16 protein-coding genes and 1 pseudogene are annotated in these 18,410 nt (G+C 61.9%); 6 read left to right on the forward strand and 11 right to left on the reverse strand.

Annotated features, from left to right (window positions below; translation table 11 throughout):
- Window positions 1-1,083: an alkene reductase gene (locus AC1DIX_RS00105; protein ID WP_477321009.1), complete on the reverse strand. Its 1,083-nt coding sequence runs from the start codon at window positions 1,081-1,083 to the stop codon at window positions 1-3.
- A gap of 132 nt (window positions 1,084-1,215) precedes the next feature.
- Here AC1DIX_RS00105 and AC1DIX_RS00110 point away from each other — a divergent pair, with 132 nt between their 5' ends.
- Both AC1DIX_RS00110 and AC1DIX_RS00115 read left to right on the forward strand, forming a co-directional pair.
- Window positions 1,216-1,827, forward strand: coding sequence for a TetR/AcrR family transcriptional regulator (locus tag AC1DIX_RS00110; protein WP_477321329.1), 612 nt, complete (start codon window positions 1,216-1,218; stop codon window positions 1,825-1,827).
- Between the two features lie 30 nt (window positions 1,828-1,857).
- Window positions 1,858-2,280, forward strand: coding sequence for a PaaI family thioesterase (locus tag AC1DIX_RS00115; RefSeq protein WP_477321011.1), 423 nt, complete (start codon window positions 1,858-1,860; stop codon window positions 2,278-2,280).
- Here the strand turns inward: AC1DIX_RS00115 and AC1DIX_RS00120 are convergent.
- The 3 genes and pseudogenes from AC1DIX_RS00120 to AC1DIX_RS00130 all read right to left on the reverse strand — a co-directional run bounded on the left by AC1DIX_RS00120 (window position 2,232) and on the right by AC1DIX_RS00130 (window position 5,893).
- Window positions 2,232-3,367 (reverse strand): annotated as a pseudogene (locus tag AC1DIX_RS00120) (IS3 family transposase). The gene AC1DIX_RS00115 and the pseudogene AC1DIX_RS00120 sit on opposite strands and share 49 nt — an antisense overlap.
- A 173-nt stretch (window positions 3,368-3,540) precedes the next feature.
- On the reverse strand, window positions 3,541-3,936 hold the full coding sequence (locus tag AC1DIX_RS00125) for a hypothetical protein (RefSeq protein ID WP_477321331.1): 396 nt from the start codon (window positions 3,934-3,936) through the stop codon (window positions 3,541-3,543).
- A 538-nt stretch (window positions 3,937-4,474) separates the two neighbouring features.
- Window positions 4,475-5,893 (reverse strand): sodium:solute symporter family protein, encoded by a 1,419-nt coding sequence (locus AC1DIX_RS00130; RefSeq protein ID WP_477321013.1) that lies wholly within the window; start codon window positions 5,891-5,893, stop codon window positions 4,475-4,477.
- A gap of 336 nt (window positions 5,894-6,229) precedes the next feature.
- Between AC1DIX_RS00130 and AC1DIX_RS00135 the strand changes: the two genes are divergently transcribed.
- Window positions 6,230-6,664 carry an ABC transporter permease gene (locus AC1DIX_RS00135; RefSeq protein WP_477321015.1) on the forward strand — a complete coding sequence of 145 codons (435 nt, stop codon included), beginning with the start codon at window positions 6,230-6,232 and terminating at the stop codon, window positions 6,662-6,664.
- 30 nt (window positions 6,665-6,694) lie between these two features.
- On the opposite strand, the gene AC1DIX_RS00140 is transcribed toward AC1DIX_RS00135, so the two are convergent.
- The 7 genes from AC1DIX_RS00140 to AC1DIX_RS00170 form a co-directional block, all read right to left on the reverse strand.
- Window positions 6,695-7,384: a VIT1/CCC1 transporter family protein gene (locus AC1DIX_RS00140; RefSeq protein WP_477321017.1), complete on the reverse strand. Its 690-nt coding sequence runs from the start codon at window positions 7,382-7,384 to the stop codon at window positions 6,695-6,697.
- A gap of 34 nt (window positions 7,385-7,418) precedes the next feature.
- Window positions 7,419-9,983, reverse strand: coding sequence for a cation-translocating P-type ATPase (locus tag AC1DIX_RS00145; RefSeq protein ID WP_477321019.1), 2,565 nt, complete (start codon window positions 9,981-9,983; stop codon window positions 7,419-7,421).
- Between the two features lie 157 nt (window positions 9,984-10,140).
- Window positions 10,141-10,842 carry an MBL fold metallo-hydrolase gene (locus AC1DIX_RS00150; RefSeq protein WP_477321021.1) on the reverse strand — a complete coding sequence of 234 codons (702 nt, stop codon included), beginning with the start codon at window positions 10,840-10,842 and terminating at the stop codon, window positions 10,141-10,143.
- 27 nt (window positions 10,843-10,869) lie between these two features.
- Entirely contained in the window at window positions 10,870-11,670 is an 801-nt protein-coding gene (locus tag AC1DIX_RS00155; RefSeq protein WP_477321023.1) for a sulfite exporter TauE/SafE family protein, read from the reverse strand.
- A 12-nt stretch (window positions 11,671-11,682) separates the two neighbouring features.
- Window positions 11,683-12,120 carry a YeeE/YedE family protein gene (locus AC1DIX_RS00160; protein ID WP_477321025.1) on the reverse strand — a complete coding sequence of 146 codons (438 nt, stop codon included), beginning with the start codon at window positions 12,118-12,120 and terminating at the stop codon, window positions 11,683-11,685.
- Between the two features lie 13 nt (window positions 12,121-12,133).
- Entirely contained in the window at window positions 12,134-12,565 is a 432-nt protein-coding gene (locus tag AC1DIX_RS00165; RefSeq protein ID WP_442121592.1) for a YeeE/YedE family protein, read from the reverse strand.
- 10 nt (window positions 12,566-12,575) lie between these two features.
- Complete coding sequence (locus tag AC1DIX_RS00170) at window positions 12,576-12,896, reverse strand: ArsR/SmtB family transcription factor (RefSeq protein ID WP_477321028.1); 321 nt, start codon at window positions 12,894-12,896, stop codon at window positions 12,576-12,578.
- Between the two features lie 311 nt (window positions 12,897-13,207).
- Here AC1DIX_RS00170 and AC1DIX_RS00175 point away from each other — a divergent pair, with 311 nt between their 5' ends.
- The 3 genes from AC1DIX_RS00175 (at window position 13,208) to AC1DIX_RS00185 (ending at window position 18,394) form a co-directional block, all read left to right on the forward strand.
- Entirely contained in the window at window positions 13,208-14,290 is a 1,083-nt protein-coding gene (locus tag AC1DIX_RS00175) for a serine hydrolase domain-containing protein (protein ID WP_477321030.1), read from the forward strand.
- Window positions 14,291-14,316: 26 nt separating this feature from the next.
- The gene (locus AC1DIX_RS00180) at window positions 14,317-16,101 is read left to right on the forward strand and encodes a serine hydrolase (RefSeq protein WP_477321032.1); all 1,785 of its coding nucleotides are present in this window, start codon (window positions 14,317-14,319) and stop codon (window positions 16,099-16,101) included.
- 235 nt (window positions 16,102-16,336) lie between these two features.
- Window positions 16,337-18,394: a S46 family peptidase gene (locus tag AC1DIX_RS00185; RefSeq protein WP_477321034.1), complete on the forward strand. Its 2,058-nt coding sequence runs from the start codon at window positions 16,337-16,339 to the stop codon at window positions 18,392-18,394.
- Window positions 18,395-18,410 lie beyond the last annotated feature (16 nt).

Genomic DNA, 18,410 nt, shown 5'->3' on the forward strand with positions numbered 1-18,410 from the left:
TCAGCTGGCGACCGCCGGGTAATCGGTATAGCCGGCGGCTCCACCGCCGTACAGCGTGGCCGGGTTCAATTGCGCCAGCGGTGCGCCGGTCTTCAAGCGCTCGACCAGATCCGGATTGCTGATGAATGGGCGCCCGAAAGCAAACAGGTCGGCTTTCCCCTCATTGAGCGCAGTGGTCGCGAATTCCAGGTTGTAGCCGTTATTAGCCAGATAGGTCTGCTTGAACCGGGTGCGCAGCGCGTCGTAGTCGAATGGGGCGACATCGCGCGGGCCTCCGGTTGCACCTTCAACCACGTGCAGATAAACAATGCCCAGCGCGCTGAGTTGCTCAGTGATGTAGTTGTACTGTGGCTGCGGATTGCTGCAGGAGATGCCGTTTGCCGGTGACACAGGGGAGATCCGTACACCCGTGCGATCAGTACCGATTTCATCGGCCACTGCGGTGACAACTTCCAGTAGCAAGCGCGCACGGTTCTCTATCGAACCTCCGTAGGCGTCGGTACGCTGGTTAGCCCCGTCCTTGATGAACTGCTCCAGCAGATAGCCGTTGGCGCCGTGGATTTCCACACCATCGAATCCAGCGGCAATGGCGTTGGCCGCAGCCTGGCGGAAGTCGCTGACAATGCCTGGCAACTCGCCGATGTCGAGCGCTCGTGGCTCGGAAACGTCAGCAAATCCATTGTTGACAAAGGTCTTCGTCGCTGCGCGGATCGCCGAAGGCGCGACCGGTGCAAGGCCTCCAGGCTGGACGTCGACGTGTGAAACACGGCCCACATGCCAAAGCTGAACGAAAATGCGGCCACCCTTCGCATGTACAGCAGCGGTGACCTTGCGCCAACCCGCTATTTGCTCGGCTGTGTACAGGCCCGGAGTGTCCTGATAGCCCTGAGCCTGGGCTGACACTTGGGTCGCCTCGGTAACAATCAAACCAGCCGAAGCGCGCTGGGCGTAATAGGTCGCAGCCAGTTCGCTAGGCACTAGCCCGGTGCTTGCTCGATTGCGTGTGAGCGGCCCCATGACGATGCGGTTAGCCAGCGTCACGCGGCCCAGAGTGTATGGTTGAAAAAGCGTCTTCTCGGTCATGTCGTATCACCTTCRAGTAGGAAACTGCATCAATGATGACGACCATAATCAAACGTGTCAAGGGTTTGATTACGATCATCATCAATGTATAATCAGGACTTCTTGCAGGACTACATCAACTGTGGACGAGAAATGAAAGTCACAAAAGCACAGGCACAGGCCAACCGAGCACACGTGGTCGAAACGGCATCGACGCTGTTTCGAGAGCGCGGCTACGATGGGGTTGGCGTTTCCGATCTCATGGCCGCTGCTGGCTTCACCCATGGCGGCTTCTATAAGCAATTCCGCTCCAAGTCCGACCTGATGGCGGAAGCGGCGGCCTGCGGCATCGCACAAACCGCAGCACTGACCGCAGGGATTGACACGCCGAAATTCGTGCGGCGTTATATCTCGCGTGAACACCGCGACTCTCGAGCATCCGGTTGCACGATGGCAGCTTTGGGTGGAGATGCAGCACGTCAGCCGGAAGAAGTCCGGGCCACGTTTGCAGCGGGCATCGAGAGCCTGCTGGCGGCGCTCAATCCTGGGCACGAGTCGGTAGATGATGCAGAAGCGGTCCAGGCACGAGCCAGATCTCTCGACATACTGGCGCATGCAGTAGGCGCCATAGTCATGTCGCGCGCCTGTCCAGACGACTCGCCTCTTGCAGACGAAATCCTGTCGGTCTGCCGCGAAAAGATCCTCGCTACACTGAGCCCGTCCGGGACAACGAGCACGTCCGTGCACGAGCGCACTACCGATTAACCTTTGGCTTAGGCCGTATAGGAGTAGTCAATGACGATTGATGAGATCATCGAGAGTTGGGAGAAGGATGAAGCTGCAGTACGTGCCCGCATGAGAAAAGCCGATTCGGCGCCCCAAGAACAGGTTGCTGGGCTATCTGGTATGGAAGTCTTCGAGGCAATTTTTGCTGGTGAACTTCCACCGGCGCCGATTGGCGAAACGCTTGACTTCGTACCGATCCATATGGCGCCTGGCGAGGCCGTGTTTCAGGGGCGGCCACAACGTCGGCATTACAACCCTTTGGGTACGGTGCATGGAGGCTGGTTCGCGACATTGCTGGACTCCGCTGTCGGATGCGCAATTCACGCCATCCTACCTGCAGGCAAAGGTTGGACTTCCACCAGTTCAGTAGACAAATTCCGACCTCACGCTGAGGCGCGTTCAAAGGCTTCTGGGCTGACACCGCCCAGATGACTGTGGCGCCTGGTTCGATTGTAAAAGACTTCGATGTAATCGAAGATGTCGGCCCGGGCCAGATCCCGGGTTTTGTAGATGCGCTTACGGATGCGTTCCTTTTTCAAACTGCTGAAGAACGATTCGGCGACAGCGTTATCCCAGCAGTTGCCACGCCGGCTCATGCTCGGTTCCAGATTGTTGGCTTTGCAGAATCGGCGCCAGTCATCGCTACCATATTGACTACCTTGGTCCGAATGTACCAGCACAGCTTTCTTTGGCTTGCGCCGCCAAACCGCCATCAGCAAAGCATCGATCGCCAGCTCGCGCGACAAGGTCGGCTTCATTGACCAGCCAACAACCTTGCGTGCAAATAGATCGACCACAACTGCCAGGTAAAGCCAGCCCTGCCATGTCCGGAAGTAAGTGATATCGGTGACCCAGGCTTGGTCAGGCGCATCGACGGTGAATTAGCGATTCAGACGATTCGGAGCGATGATCGAAGGCCGCCCAGCAATCCTTCTGGGTGCTTTGTAGCCGCGTACAGCCTTGATCTTGTTGGCCTGCATAAGCCGGGCCACACGATTTCGACCACAGGTCTCGCCGGCTTCTCGCAGATCGCCAAAGACGCGGTTGGCGCCGTAGACGCCGCCACTGGCCGAATATGAATGCCGGATCGCCTCAACTAAACGAGCATCTTCCTTGGCGCGTTCCGATGTCGGCTGATGCAGCCATTGATAAAACCCGGCTCTGGCTACTTTCAAAACACGGCACATCAACACGAGCGAAAATTCGTGCCGATGTTCGTTCATGAAGCGGTACTTTACTCTGGCTCCCTGGCAAAGTACCGTGCGGCTTTTTTTAGCAGATCGCGCTCCTCTTCCAGACGTCGCATCTGGGAGCGCAGCCGCAGAATCTCGCTCTTTGCTTCTACCAGCTCTGCACTTTGTTTTTCGTCTTTTGTCGGCATCACTGCCTTGACCCACTTGTACAAACTATGGGCCGATACCCCAAGCCGGGCCGCAACCTCGGGAACGGGGTAGCCCCGCTCGACGACTTGGCGAACTGCTTCTTCCTTAAATTCCGGCGTGTAACGCTGTGTACTCATTCATTTCTCCTATGCTCAAATCATAGGTCAGAAATGTCTACCGGAGTGGTGGAAGTCCAATCATAGGTCAGAAATGTCTACCGGAGTGGTGGAAGTCCAATCATAGGTCAGAAATGTCTACCGGAGTGGTGGAAGTCCAATGACATGCATCCTTTGTTGGTGAAAATCGATGTCTATCGGGACCACAGGAAACGAGGCTTCGCCTTGATACACAGGAGTCCTGCATAGCTTTTGCCATAAGAGAAAATTAGCAGTCCGCACAGCAGGAGTTCCTGCGTGCCCGTAAACAGTTGCCGCGGGTGGGGAGAAATGAAGAGATTCAGATAGGCGATCTGGAAAGCGATGCCGGCCATAACCGCCAGCGCGAGCGGGGTCAGGATATCAAACAGCAGCATCGATCCGAGGACGATTTCCAGGTATTTGATGAATGGATAAAAACCGATGTTGTTCATTTCGGTCAGATAAGGCCCGACCGCACCAGCCTTGCTGAAATCGGGAATCACGCCGAATACGGCATAGTTGATTCCAGACTTTAAAAAGTGGATGGCGTAATAAAAGCGCAGCCACATCACCAGGTATTTCCAAGGGCCTCTTTCGGCATCGATCACGTTGTCTCCTTTGGACTTATATTGTTTAAAGCGGGAGAGAGCAATTTAGGCCGATCGAAAAAGTCGAACAATGAGCATCTCTGCAATTCTGTTATGCAGGAGGCGATATGCAATGCTGAGGCGGGCCAGGAACAGCGCGGCAGGTTGTGCCAGGTTGCGCACTTCGTTGGCGACGACCTGTACGAGGCGGTGCACAAGCTGGGTATGCGGCGTGTGGTGTTCGCCAGCACCAATCACACGATGGGGATGTAACGGACGACCGACCTGGTCGACGCGACGATGCCGAAGCGTCCGGACGGCTATTACGGCCTGTCAAAGGTAATCGGCGAGCAGCTCGCCCGCTATTAACTGGACCGCTTCGGCGTCTCGAACAACCCGGGCCGGTGCTCCCAGCCGAAGGACAGTTCGGTGCGATTTGCGGACAAGCCGCCGGACGCCGCGGCTTACCCGCGGGCCCGGGACAGAGGGGGCGCTCTGCCGGGCCGGCGCCACGCTACTGCTAGGGCAGGGAAGCCGTCGACCGGCCGACCGGCACTTTTGGCGCCTCGGCGGGGGGCTGCTTGAACACATGGCTGATACCCATGGTCAGCAGAGGTACGGCCAGCGCCAGGTAAGAGCTGTCGACACCGTATGGATTGCCTGCGAGGAACCAGCCGATGGTCGCGATCACCGACAGGATCACGCCGATGAAGGCGCCGCGCGGCGTCCCGAAGCTGGGTGCGTAAAAGGCCATCAGGACCAGCACCGCCAGGGTGGCGCGCAGGGCCTTGCCGAGGAAGGCGATCATCAGCAGTTTTTCGGCGGACAGGGCCAGCACCAGCGGCAGCAGGCCGGCCACCAGGATTGCGATGCGGATGAAGCGCACCGACTTGCGGTCGTTCTTCTCCTTGTTGAACATCGGGTCGTAGAAATCCTTCATGGCCAGGGTGGCCGAGGCGAGCGTCGTCGCGGCGATGCCGCCGAACAGCGCACCGGCGAGACCCACCACCATGACGCTGGCCGAGAACGCGGGCATGTGCGCGATCAGGGTCGGGAAGGCGTCGATCGACTTCACGCCCGGATACAGCACGGCGCTGCACATGCCGACCAGCGCCGCCATCAGCCCGAACGGGATCATCAGCGAGGCCACATAGAAGCAGGCCCGCTTGGCGACGGCCGGGTTGTCGGTGCTCACCAGGGCCTGGATCACGTACTGGGTCGCGAAGATCGAGCCGATGCCGCCGATCATCCAGGCGCAGATCTGGCCCCAGCCGATCGCGGTCCAATCGAACATCGCCGCCGGCAGCCGGGCCTGCAGCGTATCGATGCCGCCGCTCGCTTCGAGGGCATACGCGAGCGCCAGGATCATGCCGAGGTACTTCATGATCGAGTGGGCGAAGTTGGTGTAGACGACGGAACGCATGCCGCCGAGGCTGACGTAGGCCACGGTGATGGCGCCGACCAGCAGGATCGCGACGGTCTTGTCGATGTGCAGGACCGCGGCGAGCACGGCGCCACCGCCGGCGTACAGCGCGACCGCGACGATCGACAGGGCGACGATGGTCAGCACCGAGGCGGCATAGCGGATCGGCTCGCCGTAGGCATCGGCCAGGATGCCGGAAATGGTCGACTTGCCGCTCTCCTTGTACTTGCGGACCAGGACCAGCGCCAGCAGCAGGAAGCCGACCGCCAGCGCCACCAGGTTCCAGACCGCGGAAATGCCCAGCTCGAAACCTTTTTGCGCGGTGCCGATGCTGACCGAACTGCCGATGAATTCGGACAGCAGAAGGGCGCCGATCAGGTAAGCCGGGTAATTGCGTCCCCCAGCGGTCATGCCGTCGCTGCTGTTGGCGTGCCGGCGCACGCGATAGGTGATATACGACATGAGGGCGAAGTAGCCCGCCGTGATCGCACCGATGATCATCAGTCTCGTTTCCATTGTCTGCTCCAAAGCTGCCTTTTGTTTTTGTCGACGTCCGCACTATATGCAAAGTGCATAATGCGCTGAGGTGATGAGACGATATTCCGGCAGGTGATGGGCGTCCAACACTGTTTTGGTATCGCTTCGATACTTCGGAGGTATGGAGACAGAGGGTGTTGCGGCCGGCGAACCCGGCATCAGCCAGGAATGTAACGCCACTAGCATTCCGCGGCCAAAACGCCATGCCGCCTTCCTCTTGAGCGTCCGCCGACCCAGGTTCGATGGCCCGGGTCGGCTTCGGCGCAAGCCAGTTAGTGCCGGCTGCGACGATGAACATCACCGCAATACCGGTGCGTGCGTGGCGTGTCGCAGGCGATTGTCGTCTACCTGCTGGCGGCGCTGCTGGGCGTGCCATTGCGGCTCACTATTCTGGATGGCATTGGCGTCATCGCGACGGTCATGCTCGGCTCAGCCGTGTTCTCGACGTTTTCACTGATCATTGCGTGCCTGGTCAAGACACGCAAGCGTTTCATGGGAATAGGGCAGATACTGACGATGCCGCTCTTCTTCGCGAGCAACGCTATCTATCTGCTCAGTATCATGCCGCCCTGGCTGCGTGGCATTGCCGTCGTCAATCCCTTGACCTACCAGGTCGATGCATTGCGGCGCCTGATGATCGCGAATGCCGATAGCGTGTTCGGACTGGATGTCGACTTTCTTGTCCAACTGGGCATCCTGACGGTATTGATGCTGATAGCGACCTGGCTCTATCCGCGGATCGTGAATTGAGCAGGCCGATTGACAGTTCCGCAGTGCGGTTCATATGCCGGCCTTGAAGAGGTTGCCGATGGCAATCGTCGAGCCCATCGCAAGCGCGCTCCAGCAGGTGACGCGGATCGCGGCCGGCAGGGCAGGTGCGCCGCCGGTCTTCGCGGCGAGCGCCCCGAGGCCGGCAAGCCCGGCCAGGGTGGCCGCCACCAGCACGGCCACCAGCAGCTTAGCCGGGGTGAAGGCCGTGATCGCCAGCGGCATCGCTGCCCCGACGGCGAAGCTCGAGGCCGAGGCGAGCGCCGCCTGCAGCGGACGTGCCTGCGTGGACGTGTGGATTCCCAGTTCGTCGCGGGTATGGGCACCGATCGCGTCATGCGCCATGAGCTGGGTCGCAACCCGACGAGCCAGATCCTGGTCCAGACCCCGCTGCATATAGATAGCGGCCAGTTCGCGGTGTTCTGCTTCGCCGTCATGCGCCAGCTCGGCCGTTTCCTGCCTGATGGCCGCCTTTTCCGTATCGGCCTGCGAGGCGACCGAGACATATTCGCCGGTGGCCATCGACATGCTGCCGGCCACCAGACTGGCAAAGCCGGTCAACAGCATGCTGCCGTGCGAAGCCTGGGCTGCGGCAATGCCGACCAGCAGGCTGGCGGTTGAGATCATGCCGTCGTTCGCTCCAAGCACAGCTGCACGCAGCCAGCCGAGGTGTTCCATCCGGTGCGATTCTTTGTGCCTCATTGCAGCCCGCCTTCCTGATGATGAGTGTGCATGTTCAGGATACCGGCAGCGTACGGGCTTGCCAATGACGAAGCAGCGACTTCATCGCTTCGAACCAGAGTGTGCCGAGCAGTGCGCTGCCGGCGGCGACCGCCAGCATCCGGAGCGGCGGCAAGGAGAACGAAAAGAGACGCGCCAGGCCTGGTGTGGCCAGAACCAGGGCCAGGAGCAGCACGGCAAACAAGGCCATCCAGTTGAAGTAAGGATTGGCCACACGGCCCGAATGCCAGGCAGGCCCGTCCCAGCTGCGATTTACATAGATGAGGCCGATGTTCGACAGCACCAGCGCCGTGAAGGTCATCGCACGGGCCATCTCGTCGGATTGCGTTGCATGACCGCTCCATACAAAGACCAGGCACAGTAAGGCCAGCAAACCACCACCCTGCAGCAGTCCCCTCGTCAGGATTGCGGCATCGAACAGCCGGGCATCCGGGCGGCGGGGTTTGCCGCGCATGGTGTCCCGCTCGGCTTCCTCGGCCTCGAACACCAGCGAGCAGCTCGGGTCGATGATCAGCTGCAGGAAGAGGATATGGGCGGGCATCAGCACCTGTGGCCACCCGAGCAGGACCGGCAGGATGGACAGGCCGACGATCGGTACATGGACGGCGACCACGAACACGATGGCCTTGCGCAGATTGGCGAAAATGCGACGGCCATAGCGTACCGCCATGACCAGCGAGGAAAAATCGTCTTTCAGCAGCACCAGGCCGGCCGCTTCGCGTGCGACGTCGGTTTCGCGCGCGCCCATCGCCACGCCGATGTTAGCGGCTTTCAGGGCCGGTGCGTCGTTGACGCCGTCGCCCGTCATGGCGACCACTTCACCGCTGGCCCTGAAGGCCCGCACCAGCCTCAGCTTGTGTTCTGGCTGCACGCGGCAGAAGATATCGGTATGCGCCAGCCGCGCACCGAGCGTCACGTCGTCCATCGAGGACAGTTCGGCGCCGGTCATGAGCTTGCCGTCCGCGGGCAGCCCGGACTGGCGGGCGATCGACAGGGCGGTGGCAGGGTGGTCTCCGGTGATCATCACGACGCGGATGCCGGCCCCGTGGCACTCGGCGATGGCGCCGGGCACGTCTGGCCGTACCGGATCCTCCAGTCCGACCAGGCCAAGGAAGCGGAAATCGAAATCGTGCTGGTCTTCCGGCAGGTCCTGCGCTGGAAAGACTGCGCTTGCCACGCCGATGACGCGCAGGCCGCCGGCCGCCATGCGAGCCACCTGTCCGGCGATCAGCCCGCTTTGCCCCGCATCCAGGTGGCACAAGTCGACGATCGCTTCGGGGGCACCTTTGGCCGCGATCATGCGCCTGGTCGAATCGGGCGATTGCCATACGCGGGACATCGCCAGCATCCGGCGCGACAAGGGGTAGTCGTCGACCAGTTTCCAGTCCCGATGCAGATGCTCGGTATCGGCCAGCAGTGCCTGGCCGGCTTCGAGGATGGCCGTTTCCATCGGATCGAAGGCACGCCGGTGGCTTGCCAGGACGGCGTATTCCAGCAGCCTGTGAAAGGTTTCGGGGAAGGGGCCGGATGACGCCCCGCCGGCCGTATATTCCGCGCCCTGACACCAGAGTTTGCGGACGATCATGTGGTTGGTGGTCAGCGTCCCTGTCTTGTCGACGCACAGCACGGTCGTGGCGCCGAGCAGCTCGACCGCCGGGACGTTGCGCGCCAATACGTGTTCCCTTGACAGGCGCCAGGCACCGAGCCCGAGAAACAAGGTCAGTACGACCGGCAATTCCTCGGGAATGATGGCCATCGCCAGTGTCAGCCCCGCCAGCAGGGCGTGCAGCCAGTCGCCGCGCAGCATGCCGTAAGCGAGCGCGAGGAGTGCCGCCAGGCCCATGCCCGCCAGGGCCACGTACTTGACGATATGCCCGGTTTCGGCCTGGATCGGCGTGCTTTCTCCGCCCAGCAAGGCGAGCGACTTGCCGATCTTTCCCAGGGAGCTATGTTCGCCAGTGGCGACAACCTCGCCGCGCGCCGTGCCTTGCGTCACCAGCGTTCCCGAGAATACGCTGCCCGATGCCTCTTCGCCTGGCAGCGCGGCGGCGGCTCCTGGTGCCGGCGCCGCATGCTTGGCCACCGGCGCCGATTCTCCGGTCAGCATCGACTCGTCGACCATCAGGTACGACGATTCGAGCAGGCGCATGTCCGCCGGCACGCGGTCGCCTTCGGCCAGCAGGACAGTGTCGCCACGCACGACTTCACGGCCTGGAACTCGGCGCGCCTGGCCGCTTCGCAAGACCAGCGCACGTGGACTGGAGAGGTCGCGCAAGGCATCCAGCGAACGCTCGGTGCGGCGCTCCTGGAAGAAGGTAATGCCCATCACGACGAATACGAAACCAAGCAGCATCAAGGCTTCCTGCAGGTCGCCCAGCGTCATGTAGATGACGCCGCAGGCGACAAGCAACAGAAACATCGGCTCGAGGACGACGTCGCGCAACAGCCGCAGCAGGCTGCGCGGCTTCGATGCCGGGAGTTCGTTCGGACCTTCCGCGCGCAAGCGGCTCGCGGCCTCGTCCTCGGCAAGCCCCGATGCCTGGCCAGGCGGCGCGCCCATCCTACTTGCCGTGCTGGCTGTGAATGGCGCCGATTTCCTTTCGGGTCAATCCATGCGCTGTAGCCATGTCTGCTCCTCCATATGAGTAATTCGACAGTAGCACTTTCCGCCGCCGGACAGCGTACGATCGCGTCGGCGGGCCGTGCCGCATGGCGCCTCAGCCGCCGTGGGGCAGCCCGAGGTTCTGGTTGGCGGGGACGGCAACGTCGATCAGCCTGGGCTTCGGGAGTTTCAGCTCACACATCAGTTTCACGAACTCTTCCCGGCTGCGGTTTGCGAGGCGGGAATTRTGGCGTTTTTCCCAGCCGACCGTCGAGACCGATTGGCCTTTGTAGTCGTGTCCGGGCCATATGCGGGTGTCGTCGGGCAAGGCATACAGCTTGCGCGTCACGCTGTCGTACAGGGCGTCGGCGCTGCCGCTCTGGAAATCGGTGCGGCCGCAGCCGTCGATGAGCAGTGTGTCTCCGGTAAACACGTTGCCGTGCCAGACGTAGCTCATGCTGCCGGCAGTGTGGCCCGGGGTATGCAGGACCTCGATCGTTTCGCCGCTGCCGAACTGCACGGTATCGCCGTCGTTGAGCTGCGTTTCGGCTGGCGCGATGCCGCAACCGCCCGGCACCGCGGCTTTCGCTCCAGTCAGTTGGCGCAGCTTGCCGGCTGAGGTGATGTGGTCGGCATGGGCATGGGTTTCGAGCACCCAGGCCAGCTTCAGGCCGAGGCGCTCGAGGTGGCGCAGATCGCGCTCCCAGTGGTGGTCCACGGGGTCGATGATGACCGCCTCCGGGCTTCCAGGTGCGGCAAGGATGTAAGTGAAGGTCGAGGATTCGGTGTCGAACAGCTGGATCGGATTGAGATGCATGGTGGGCTCCCGGGACAGCGTTGAGAATTACAGAAATGCCTTGGCGATCATGCCGACCGCGACGGCACCGGATACGGCGGCGAAGCCGCGTTGCAGGTGGGGGCCGGACAGCCGCACCGATAGCGTGCGGCCGCCCAGCATGCCGGCCAGCGCGCCGGCCGAAAAGGGCAGGGCGATGCCCCAGGCCAGCGTGCCGCCGGCCGCGCTCGTGACCACGCCGGCGGTCGAGATCAGGGCAATCACGGCCAGCGAGGTTGCCACTGCGGATTGCATTGCCAGGTCGGTGTGGCGCTGCAGTGCAGGCACCATCACGAAGCCGCCGCCGACGCCCAGCAGGCCGGACAGCAGTCCGGCGATCGACCCTGACAGGGCGAGCGCACGGGCGCACGGGCGAGTCCAGACGAAGCGGCCGCCAGCAGGGTCGCGGATGCAGACCGGTTGCCGCATTGGACCGTCCGCCATGGCGTGGCCGGTGGAGTATGACTTTCGGATGGTGTTGTATGCCACATACAGCAGTACCAGCGCGAACAGCACGCCGAGCCAGCGGTTATCGATCCGGCGCGCCAGCCATAGACCGGCGGGAGAGAACAGCATGCCGGTCACGGCGACCAGGAGCGCCGCGCGATAACGCACTACCCCGGCGCGCAACCCGAGGATGGCGCCCAACGCCGCCGCCATGCCGACCGCCATCAGGCCGATCGGACCGGCTTGCGCCACTTCAATCTGGGTGCCGAATACCAGCATCGGCACGGCGAGAATTCCGCCCCCGGCGCCGGTGAGCGCCAGGATCACACCCACCGCGAACCCAAGTATCAGCGAGGTCAGCATGGCAGCCTCCGATCAGGCGGCGTGGGTACTGCCGGTGGCGAGGCGACGCTCCAGGATCTCGAACACCAGCATCCCGCCAAGCATGGCGCCGCTGAACAGCATGGCCTTGGTGCCACCGGTGGCGAGAGATGCCAGCGCCGGGCCCGGGCAGAAGCCGGCCAGGCCCCAGCCGGCACCGAATGCGAGGCTACCCAGGACCAGGCGGCGGTCGATCGCCGTGGCGGTTGGCAGGCGCATCGCCTCGCCAAGCAGCGAGCGCTCGCGCTTGCCGGCCAGGCGGAATGCGACCAGTCCGACCAGAATGGCGCCGCCCATGACAAAAGCCAGCGAAGGATCCCAGTTGCCGGCCAGGTCGAGAAAGCCCTGGACCTTGGCGGGATTCGTCATTCCCGAGACAATCAGGCCGATCCCGAAGACCAGACCGGCGACCAGTGCACTTAAGATGTTCATGGTCTATTCCTCCTCAAGCAATCAGATGCCGCAACACGAACACCGTCACGAAACCGGCGACCATGAATGAAGCCGTCGCAATCAGCGAGCGCACAGACAGGCGCGACAGGCCGCACACACCGTGACCGCTGGTGCAGCCGGCGCCGTAGCGGGTGCCGAGTCCGACCAGCAGGCCCGCCGCGATCAGCGTTCCGTCGCCGGCCTCGATGCGAGCCTGGGGCAGGGGCGCAAACAGAGCGTAGACAAGCGGTGCCCCGATCAGGCCAGCCAGGAAGGCAAGGCGCCAGGCGACGTCCCCTTGCGCTGGGCGCAGCAGTCCGCCGAGGATGCCGCTGATACCGGCGATCCTGCCGTTGAGAAGCACAAAGGCTGAAGCGGCCAGGCCGATGACCAGTCCGCCGGCCAGCGCCCTCCAGGGAGTGAAGTGAATCCAGTCGATGCTCATGATCGTCAGCTCACGGATTGATACAAAATTGTTGATAAAGGACCTGCAACACGGCGGTCGCCTCCTTGCTGGCGAGGCTGTAGTAGATCTGCTTGCCTTCGCGCCGGGTATCGACCAGCTTTTCTTCTCGCAGCACGCCGAGTTGCTGCGAGAGCGTCGGCTGCTGGATGCCAAGCATGGATTCGAGTTCGCTGACGCAGAATTCACCTTGGGTCAGTTGGCACAACAGCAGCAGGCGGTCGGGGTTGCCGAGAGCTTTCAGCAGCGCGCATGCTCGCGCGGCGGCGGCATGCATTTCCTGTAAATCGAGCTTGTTTTGATCGCGCGCCATGGGCCACCTCCTTCAAACGACATTCAACCAAAGGATATTATATGCCCTAACAATATATAAATCAATATATTGTTTGCCGGTCGTGCGCGAGATACGGTGGCTCACGTCCCCCGGCTGGTCGGGCCAAGCGGCGAATGGAAAGACCCAAGCCCAGGCAAGCAATGCCGGAGCGATTCATGTGCCGGCATGAGCAACTCATGCTTCCGAATCCGTGTTCTGTCGCACGATCGTGTGCCGTGCCGCGTCCCTGTCCTAGAGTAGCGCTTCCAACGACCACAGAGGGATGCCCGCCAATCATTATGGGAGACAGAATGACACGCACCAGACTGACCACGTTCCTGATCGCCGCTTGCGCCGCCGGCGCCGCCTTGGCCACGCCGCTCGACACACTGGATGCCAGACTCGTCGCCGCTGCGCCGGGAGCCGGCATCGCGCTTTCCGAAATCATGCCCGGTCCGGCCGGCGCTCCGGTGGCCCTGACCGCCGTCGGTGGCGATCCCGCGCTCAAGCCGAACACATCGTTCCGCCTCGCCAGCAATACCAAGACCTACACCGCCGCGACCATCCTGCGCCTGTGGGAAGACGGCAAGATCAAGCTCGACGAGAGCATCCGCACCTACGTCGACCCGGCCTATATCGCTTTGCTCGAGAAGGATGGCTACGACACCGCGCACATCACCGTGCGCCACCTGCTGTCGCACACCTCGGGCATGGCCGACCACGCGCAAACCAAGGAATTCCTGCAGCAGATCGAGACCCAGCCGTCGGCCGCATGGACGCGCCAGAGCCAGCTCGAGTGGTTAGTAAAATGGACCGACCCGGTGGCCGCGCCCGGCGTGAAATTCTTTTATTCGGACAGTGGCTACTGCCTGCTCGGCAACATCATCGAGCGCCTGACCGGGCTGCCGCTGGCCACGGCGGTACGCCGGACGCTGGACTTCGACAAGCTGGGCCTCTCCGCCACCTGGTGGGAAGCCAATGAGCCGCCGGCACCGCAGGCCGGGCCGCGCGCCCACCTGATCCTGGACGGTCATGACACCTACGACTGGAACCCGACGGCGGACACGTATGGCGGCGGCGGCCTGGTCGCCACGCCGCAGGACATGGCAGGTTTCCTGTACGCGCTGTTCGACGGCAAGGTGTTCAAGCGCCCCGGCACGCTGGACGTGATGTTGTCGAAGCAAGGCTTGCCGCCCGACAGTCCCTACCGCCTCGGCATCTTCGAATACGACATCAACGGCCTGAAGGCCTATGGCCACAGCGGCTTCTGGGGGACAGCTGCGATCTATGTGCCGAGCCGGCATCGCGCGTTTGCGCTCGCGGTCACGCAGCGTGACGCCTTCAAGCCAGCGTTCGACACCTTGAAGGTTGCGCTGGGCGACCACTCGCTGTAAGCCGAAAATCCGCACGAGACCACACTATGAAAACACGCCACCTCGCGCTGCTCTCGGCGCTGCTGTTGGCCTACGTCCCTGGCTGGTCCAGAGAAGCGGCGCACACGCAGGTTCAAACCCCAAGCAAGCAACAGCAGGTTGATGCCCTGTTCGCAAAATGGAACAAGCCCGGCATGCCGGGTGCCGCCGTGGAGGTCGTCAAAGACGGCAAGGTCGTCTACCGGCACGCATTCGGCATGGCCGACATTGAACAGGGCCGGCCGATCACTCCAACGACGGATTTCCACATCGCCTCGCTGTCCAAGCAGTTCACCGCATTCGCGGTCCTGCTGCTGGATCAGGACGGCAAGCTGTCGCTCGACGACGACGTGCGCAAATACCTGCCTGAGCTGCCCGACTTTGGTCAGGTCATCAAGATCCGCCACCTGATGAACCACACGAGCGGCTTGCGCGACGAATGGAGCCTGCTGGCGATGGCGGGATGGCGCATGGACGATGTCATCACCGATGGCGATGTCATGCGATTGGTGCAGCGCCAGCGCGCCCTGAACTTTGCGCCCGGAAGCGAGTTCTCCTACTGCAACACCAGCTTCACGCTGCTCAGCCAAGTTGTTCAGCGCGCATCAGGCAAGTCGCTGGCGGCGTTTGCGAAGGAACGCATCTTCGAGCCGCTCGGCATGAGGCACAGCTTCTTCCACGAGCAGTACAGCACGCTCGTGCCGGGTCGCGCGCAGTCCTACCAGCCGGCCGCGAATGGCGGCTACGAAGGCTTCGCCTTGTCGTATTCGACGGTCGGCCCCACCAGCCTCTTTACGACGGCGGACGACCTGGTCCTGTGGGCCAATAACTTCGATACGGCGCGCGTAGGCGGCAAGAAGCTTCTGGCCGAGATGCAGCAGTCGGGCGTGCTCAACAATGGCAAGGAGACCGGCTACGGCGATGGCGTCTGGGTGGGTAAGTACCGTGGTCTCAGGAAAGTCGACCACAACGGCGTGGACGCGGGCTTTCGCACCTACCTCGCACGCTTTCCCGACCAGCACCTGGCGGTCGTCATCCTCGGCAACAGCGCGGACGTCCTCGCCACGCGACTGGGCCAGCGCATCGCCGACATCTGGCTAGACCGTCAGCTCGATCCGCTGCCGGCGCCGGTGCCAGACTATGAAGACAGCGCCGAGGTGCCGAAAGATCCGTCTGAACTGGATGCGCTGGCGGGCACCTACGCGCTGAGTCCGGACTCGACGGTTACCTTCGCCAGGGAAAATGGCCGCCTGATCGGCTGGCTTAACGGCGACGACAAGGCTCTATTCTATCCGGCGAGCGGGAACGCGTTCTTCATGAAGACGGCCAACGCGAGCTTCAGTTTCGATCCGCCCGGGGCCGACGGCATCGTCGCCGGTGGCACCTGGTATCGCAACGTGCATGCCACGCGCGCCACGCGTATTGCACGCGCGAGGCTGACAGACAGCGAGCTGAAGGCGTATGAGGGCGAGTTCTACAGCGACGAGTTGCATGTGCTGTATACCGTCAAGGCACGGGATGGCCGGGTGACGCTGGACTATTCGCGAGGCCCTGTCACGCTTGACCCGATCGGTCCTGACAGCTTCGCCGGCCCCTGGCCATTCGGGGTGGTTCGCTTCCAGTGCACGCCCGCTGCGGGCTGCTCGGGCTTCACCGTCAACGAGGAGAGGGTACGCAACCTCCAATTCACCAAGGTCGCGGTGGTCGGCACGGGCGCCGGCATAACGGGCGCGACGGGCGTCTTCCTGGCGCCGGCAACGACTGCAGCCGGCAAAGTGGCCGTCGCAAACTGAACCGTGTAGCGTCTGGTCGTAGGGCAGGGCGGTCTCGAGAAATTCCTTGGTCGAGAACCGAAGCAACATCGGCCCGTACGCTTCGCCGGGTCGTTACCTTCCAGCGCCGCGCGAAGCCCGAACAGCTTCGTAAAGACCCAAGGACGCAACACATGCGTATTTGATTTTCAGACGTTTGAATTGCTGATCGGCCAGGCCTACGGCTACCCCGCCGAGTCCAATAAAGGAGACAACAATGCAGTTTCGGCATCTTATTATTCTACTTTCGATCCCTGGAATGGCGATGGCCGCCGAAGGGATGTGGACGCTTGATAATCTTCCGGCCAGCCGCATGGCCAGCGAGATCGGTTTCTCACCAGACGCTGGCTGGGTCCAGCATGTAATGCGCAGTACAGCACTGTATGGAGATGACTGCACCGCAGCGTTCGTGTCCAAAGACGGTCTGATGATGACCAATCACCACTGCGTGTCACAGTGCATCGACCAGCTATCGACGGCGAAGCAGAATTATTTGCAGGACGGCTTTCTCGCACAGCACCGCGAACGGGAATTGCGTTGCCCGGGACTCGAATTGGACCGCCTTGAACAGATCACGGACGTCAGCGACAAAGTAAAGCAGGCGACAACGGGCATGGAGGGACAGGCCTTCCAGAAGGCGCAAAACGCGATCAAGGCACAGCTGGTCTCCGCCTGCATTGGCGCCGACACGGCGAAGACGCGCTGCGATGTCGTCGACCTGTATCACGGCGGCCGCTACCACCTCTATCGTTATCATCGTTTCACCGACACCCGACTCGTATGGGCACCGGAGAAGGCAATCGCATTTTTCGGCGGTGATCCCGATAACTTCAATTTTCCGCGCTACGACCTGGACATGACACTCGTCAGGGTGTACGAGAACGGCACGCCCGCCGTGGTCCAGGATTATTTTAAGTTCGCGCCAGCCGGCATCAAGGAAGGCGACGCGGTATTCGTGGTCGGACATCCAGGCTCGACCCAGCGGCAGCTCACCGTCGCTCAACTAGAAACGCTGCGCGATGTGATCTTGCCCGATACATTGCTGAGCGTGGCTGAGTCGCGCGGTGTCCTGGAACAGTACAGCAAGGAAAGCGCCGAAGCGAAGCGCACGACGGAAGAGCACTTGTTCTTCGTGGAGAATAGTTACAAGGTCCTGTCAGGACAGATCGCCGCCTTGCGTGCCCCTGAACTGATGCGCAATAAGCAGGAAGATGAGGCTGCCTTTCGCCGGTACGTTGCGGCCAAGCCGGAGCTACTGGCAAAGGTGGGGGATCCGTGGAGCGCAATCGCCAGCGCGCAAACGACTTATCGTACGATCGCCAAGCCCTATCGGCTGATCGAACGCGGTGACGGCTTCGACAGCATGTATTTCAAGTTCGCCCGCATGCTTGTGCGAGCCGCGCAGGAACGGGAAAAGCCCAGCGCAGCGCGCCTGGCCGAATTCAATGACGCGCGGCTTCCGTCGATGGAGGCGGCATTGTTCTCCGACTCGCCGGTACACCCTGCGTTCGAGCAGGTGAAGCTGTCGCTCTCGTTGACGAAGCTGCGCGAGAAGCTCGGTGTCGACCATCCGCTGGTTAAGCGCGTGTTTGGAAAAATGTCTCCGGACCAGTTGAGCTCAGCCTTGATTGGGCACACCCGTCTCGGCGACCCGGCGGTGCGCAAATCCTTGTGGTCGGGTGGGCGCGACGCAATTGCACACACGGATGATGCCTTCATCCAGTTGGCGCTCGCGATTGACGACGAGGCGCGCGCCTTGCGCACACGGTACGAGGAGCAGGTGGAGTCGGTCGTACAGAAGAACGCGGAACTGATCGCGCTCGCGCGCTTTGACAAGCAAGGAACGAGCACATATCCAGATGCCACCCTCACCCTGCGTCTTTCTTATGGCCAAGTGAAAGGCTGGGATGAACCTGATCACCATGTCGCTGCGTTCACCACGGTTGGGGGCGCTTTTGAACGCGATACCGGTGCCGAACCCTTCGCGTTGCCAGCATCGTGGCATAGAGCAAAGGCGCGCCTGGAAAAAACACGGCCGATGAATTTTGTAACGACGAATGACATTACCGGCGGCAATTCAGGCAGCCCGATGCTCAACCGTAGAGCTGAGATCATTGGATTGGCGTTTGACACCAACATCCACGCTTTGGGTGGCGCGTACTGGTACGATTCGCGCGTCAACCGCACTGTGGGAATCGACGCGGGAATGATTCTCGATGCTTTGCAGCACGTTTATCACGCGGATGGTCTGGTCAAGGAAATCAGCGCTCCCTGACCGTAGCTCGAGCCGG

The sequence above is a fragment of the Massilia sp. 05N420 genome (assembly GCF_056397205.1).

Bases quoted from the DNA above. Each gene is read 5' to 3' on its own strand.
- AC1DIX_RS00160 (WP_477321025.1), bottom strand. From the start codon at position 12,120: ATGAACATCTTAAGTGCACTGGTCGCCGGTCTGGTCTTCGGGATCGGC.
- AC1DIX_RS00165 (WP_442121592.1), bottom strand. From the start codon at position 12,565: ATGAGCATCGACTGGATTCACTTCACTCCCTGGAGGGCGCTGGCCGGC.
- AC1DIX_RS00110 (WP_477321329.1), top strand. From the start codon at position 1,216: ATGAAAGTCACAAAAGCACAGGCACAGGCCAACCGAGCACACGTGGTC.
- AC1DIX_RS00130 (WP_477321013.1), bottom strand. From the start codon at position 5,893: ATGGAAACGAGACTGATGATCATCGGTGCGATCACGGCGGGCTACTTC.
- AC1DIX_RS00115 (WP_477321011.1), top strand. From the start codon at position 1,858: ATGACGATTGATGAGATCATCGAGAGTTGGGAGAAGGATGAAGCTGCA.
- AC1DIX_RS00170 (WP_477321028.1), bottom strand. From the start codon at position 12,896: ATGGCGCGCGATCAAAACAAGCTCGATTTACAGGAAATGCATGCCGCC.
- AC1DIX_RS00125 (WP_477321331.1), bottom strand. From the start codon at position 3,936: ATGTGGCTGCGCTTTTATTACGCCATCCACTTTTTAAAGTCTGGAATC.
- AC1DIX_RS00145 (WP_477321019.1), bottom strand. From the start codon at position 9,983: ATGGGCGCGCCGCCTGGCCAGGCATCGGGGCTTGCCGAGGACGAGGCC.
- AC1DIX_RS00105 (WP_477321009.1), bottom strand. From the start codon at position 1,083: ATGACCGAGAAGACGCTTTTTCAACCATACACTCTGGGCCGCGTGACG.
- AC1DIX_RS00180 (WP_477321032.1), top strand. From the start codon at position 14,317: ATGAAAACACGCCACCTCGCGCTGCTCTCGGCGCTGCTGTTGGCCTAC.
- AC1DIX_RS00155 (WP_477321023.1), bottom strand. From the start codon at position 11,670: ATGCTGACCTCGCTGATACTTGGGTTCGCGGTGGGTGTGATCCTGGCG.
- AC1DIX_RS00140 (WP_477321017.1), bottom strand. From the start codon at position 7,384: ATGAGGCACAAAGAATCGCACCGGATGGAACACCTCGGCTGGCTGCGT.
- AC1DIX_RS00175 (WP_477321030.1), top strand. From the start codon at position 13,208: ATGACACGCACCAGACTGACCACGTTCCTGATCGCCGCTTGCGCCGCC.
- AC1DIX_RS00185 (WP_477321034.1), top strand. From the start codon at position 16,337: ATGCAGTTTCGGCATCTTATTATTCTACTTTCGATCCCTGGAATGGCG.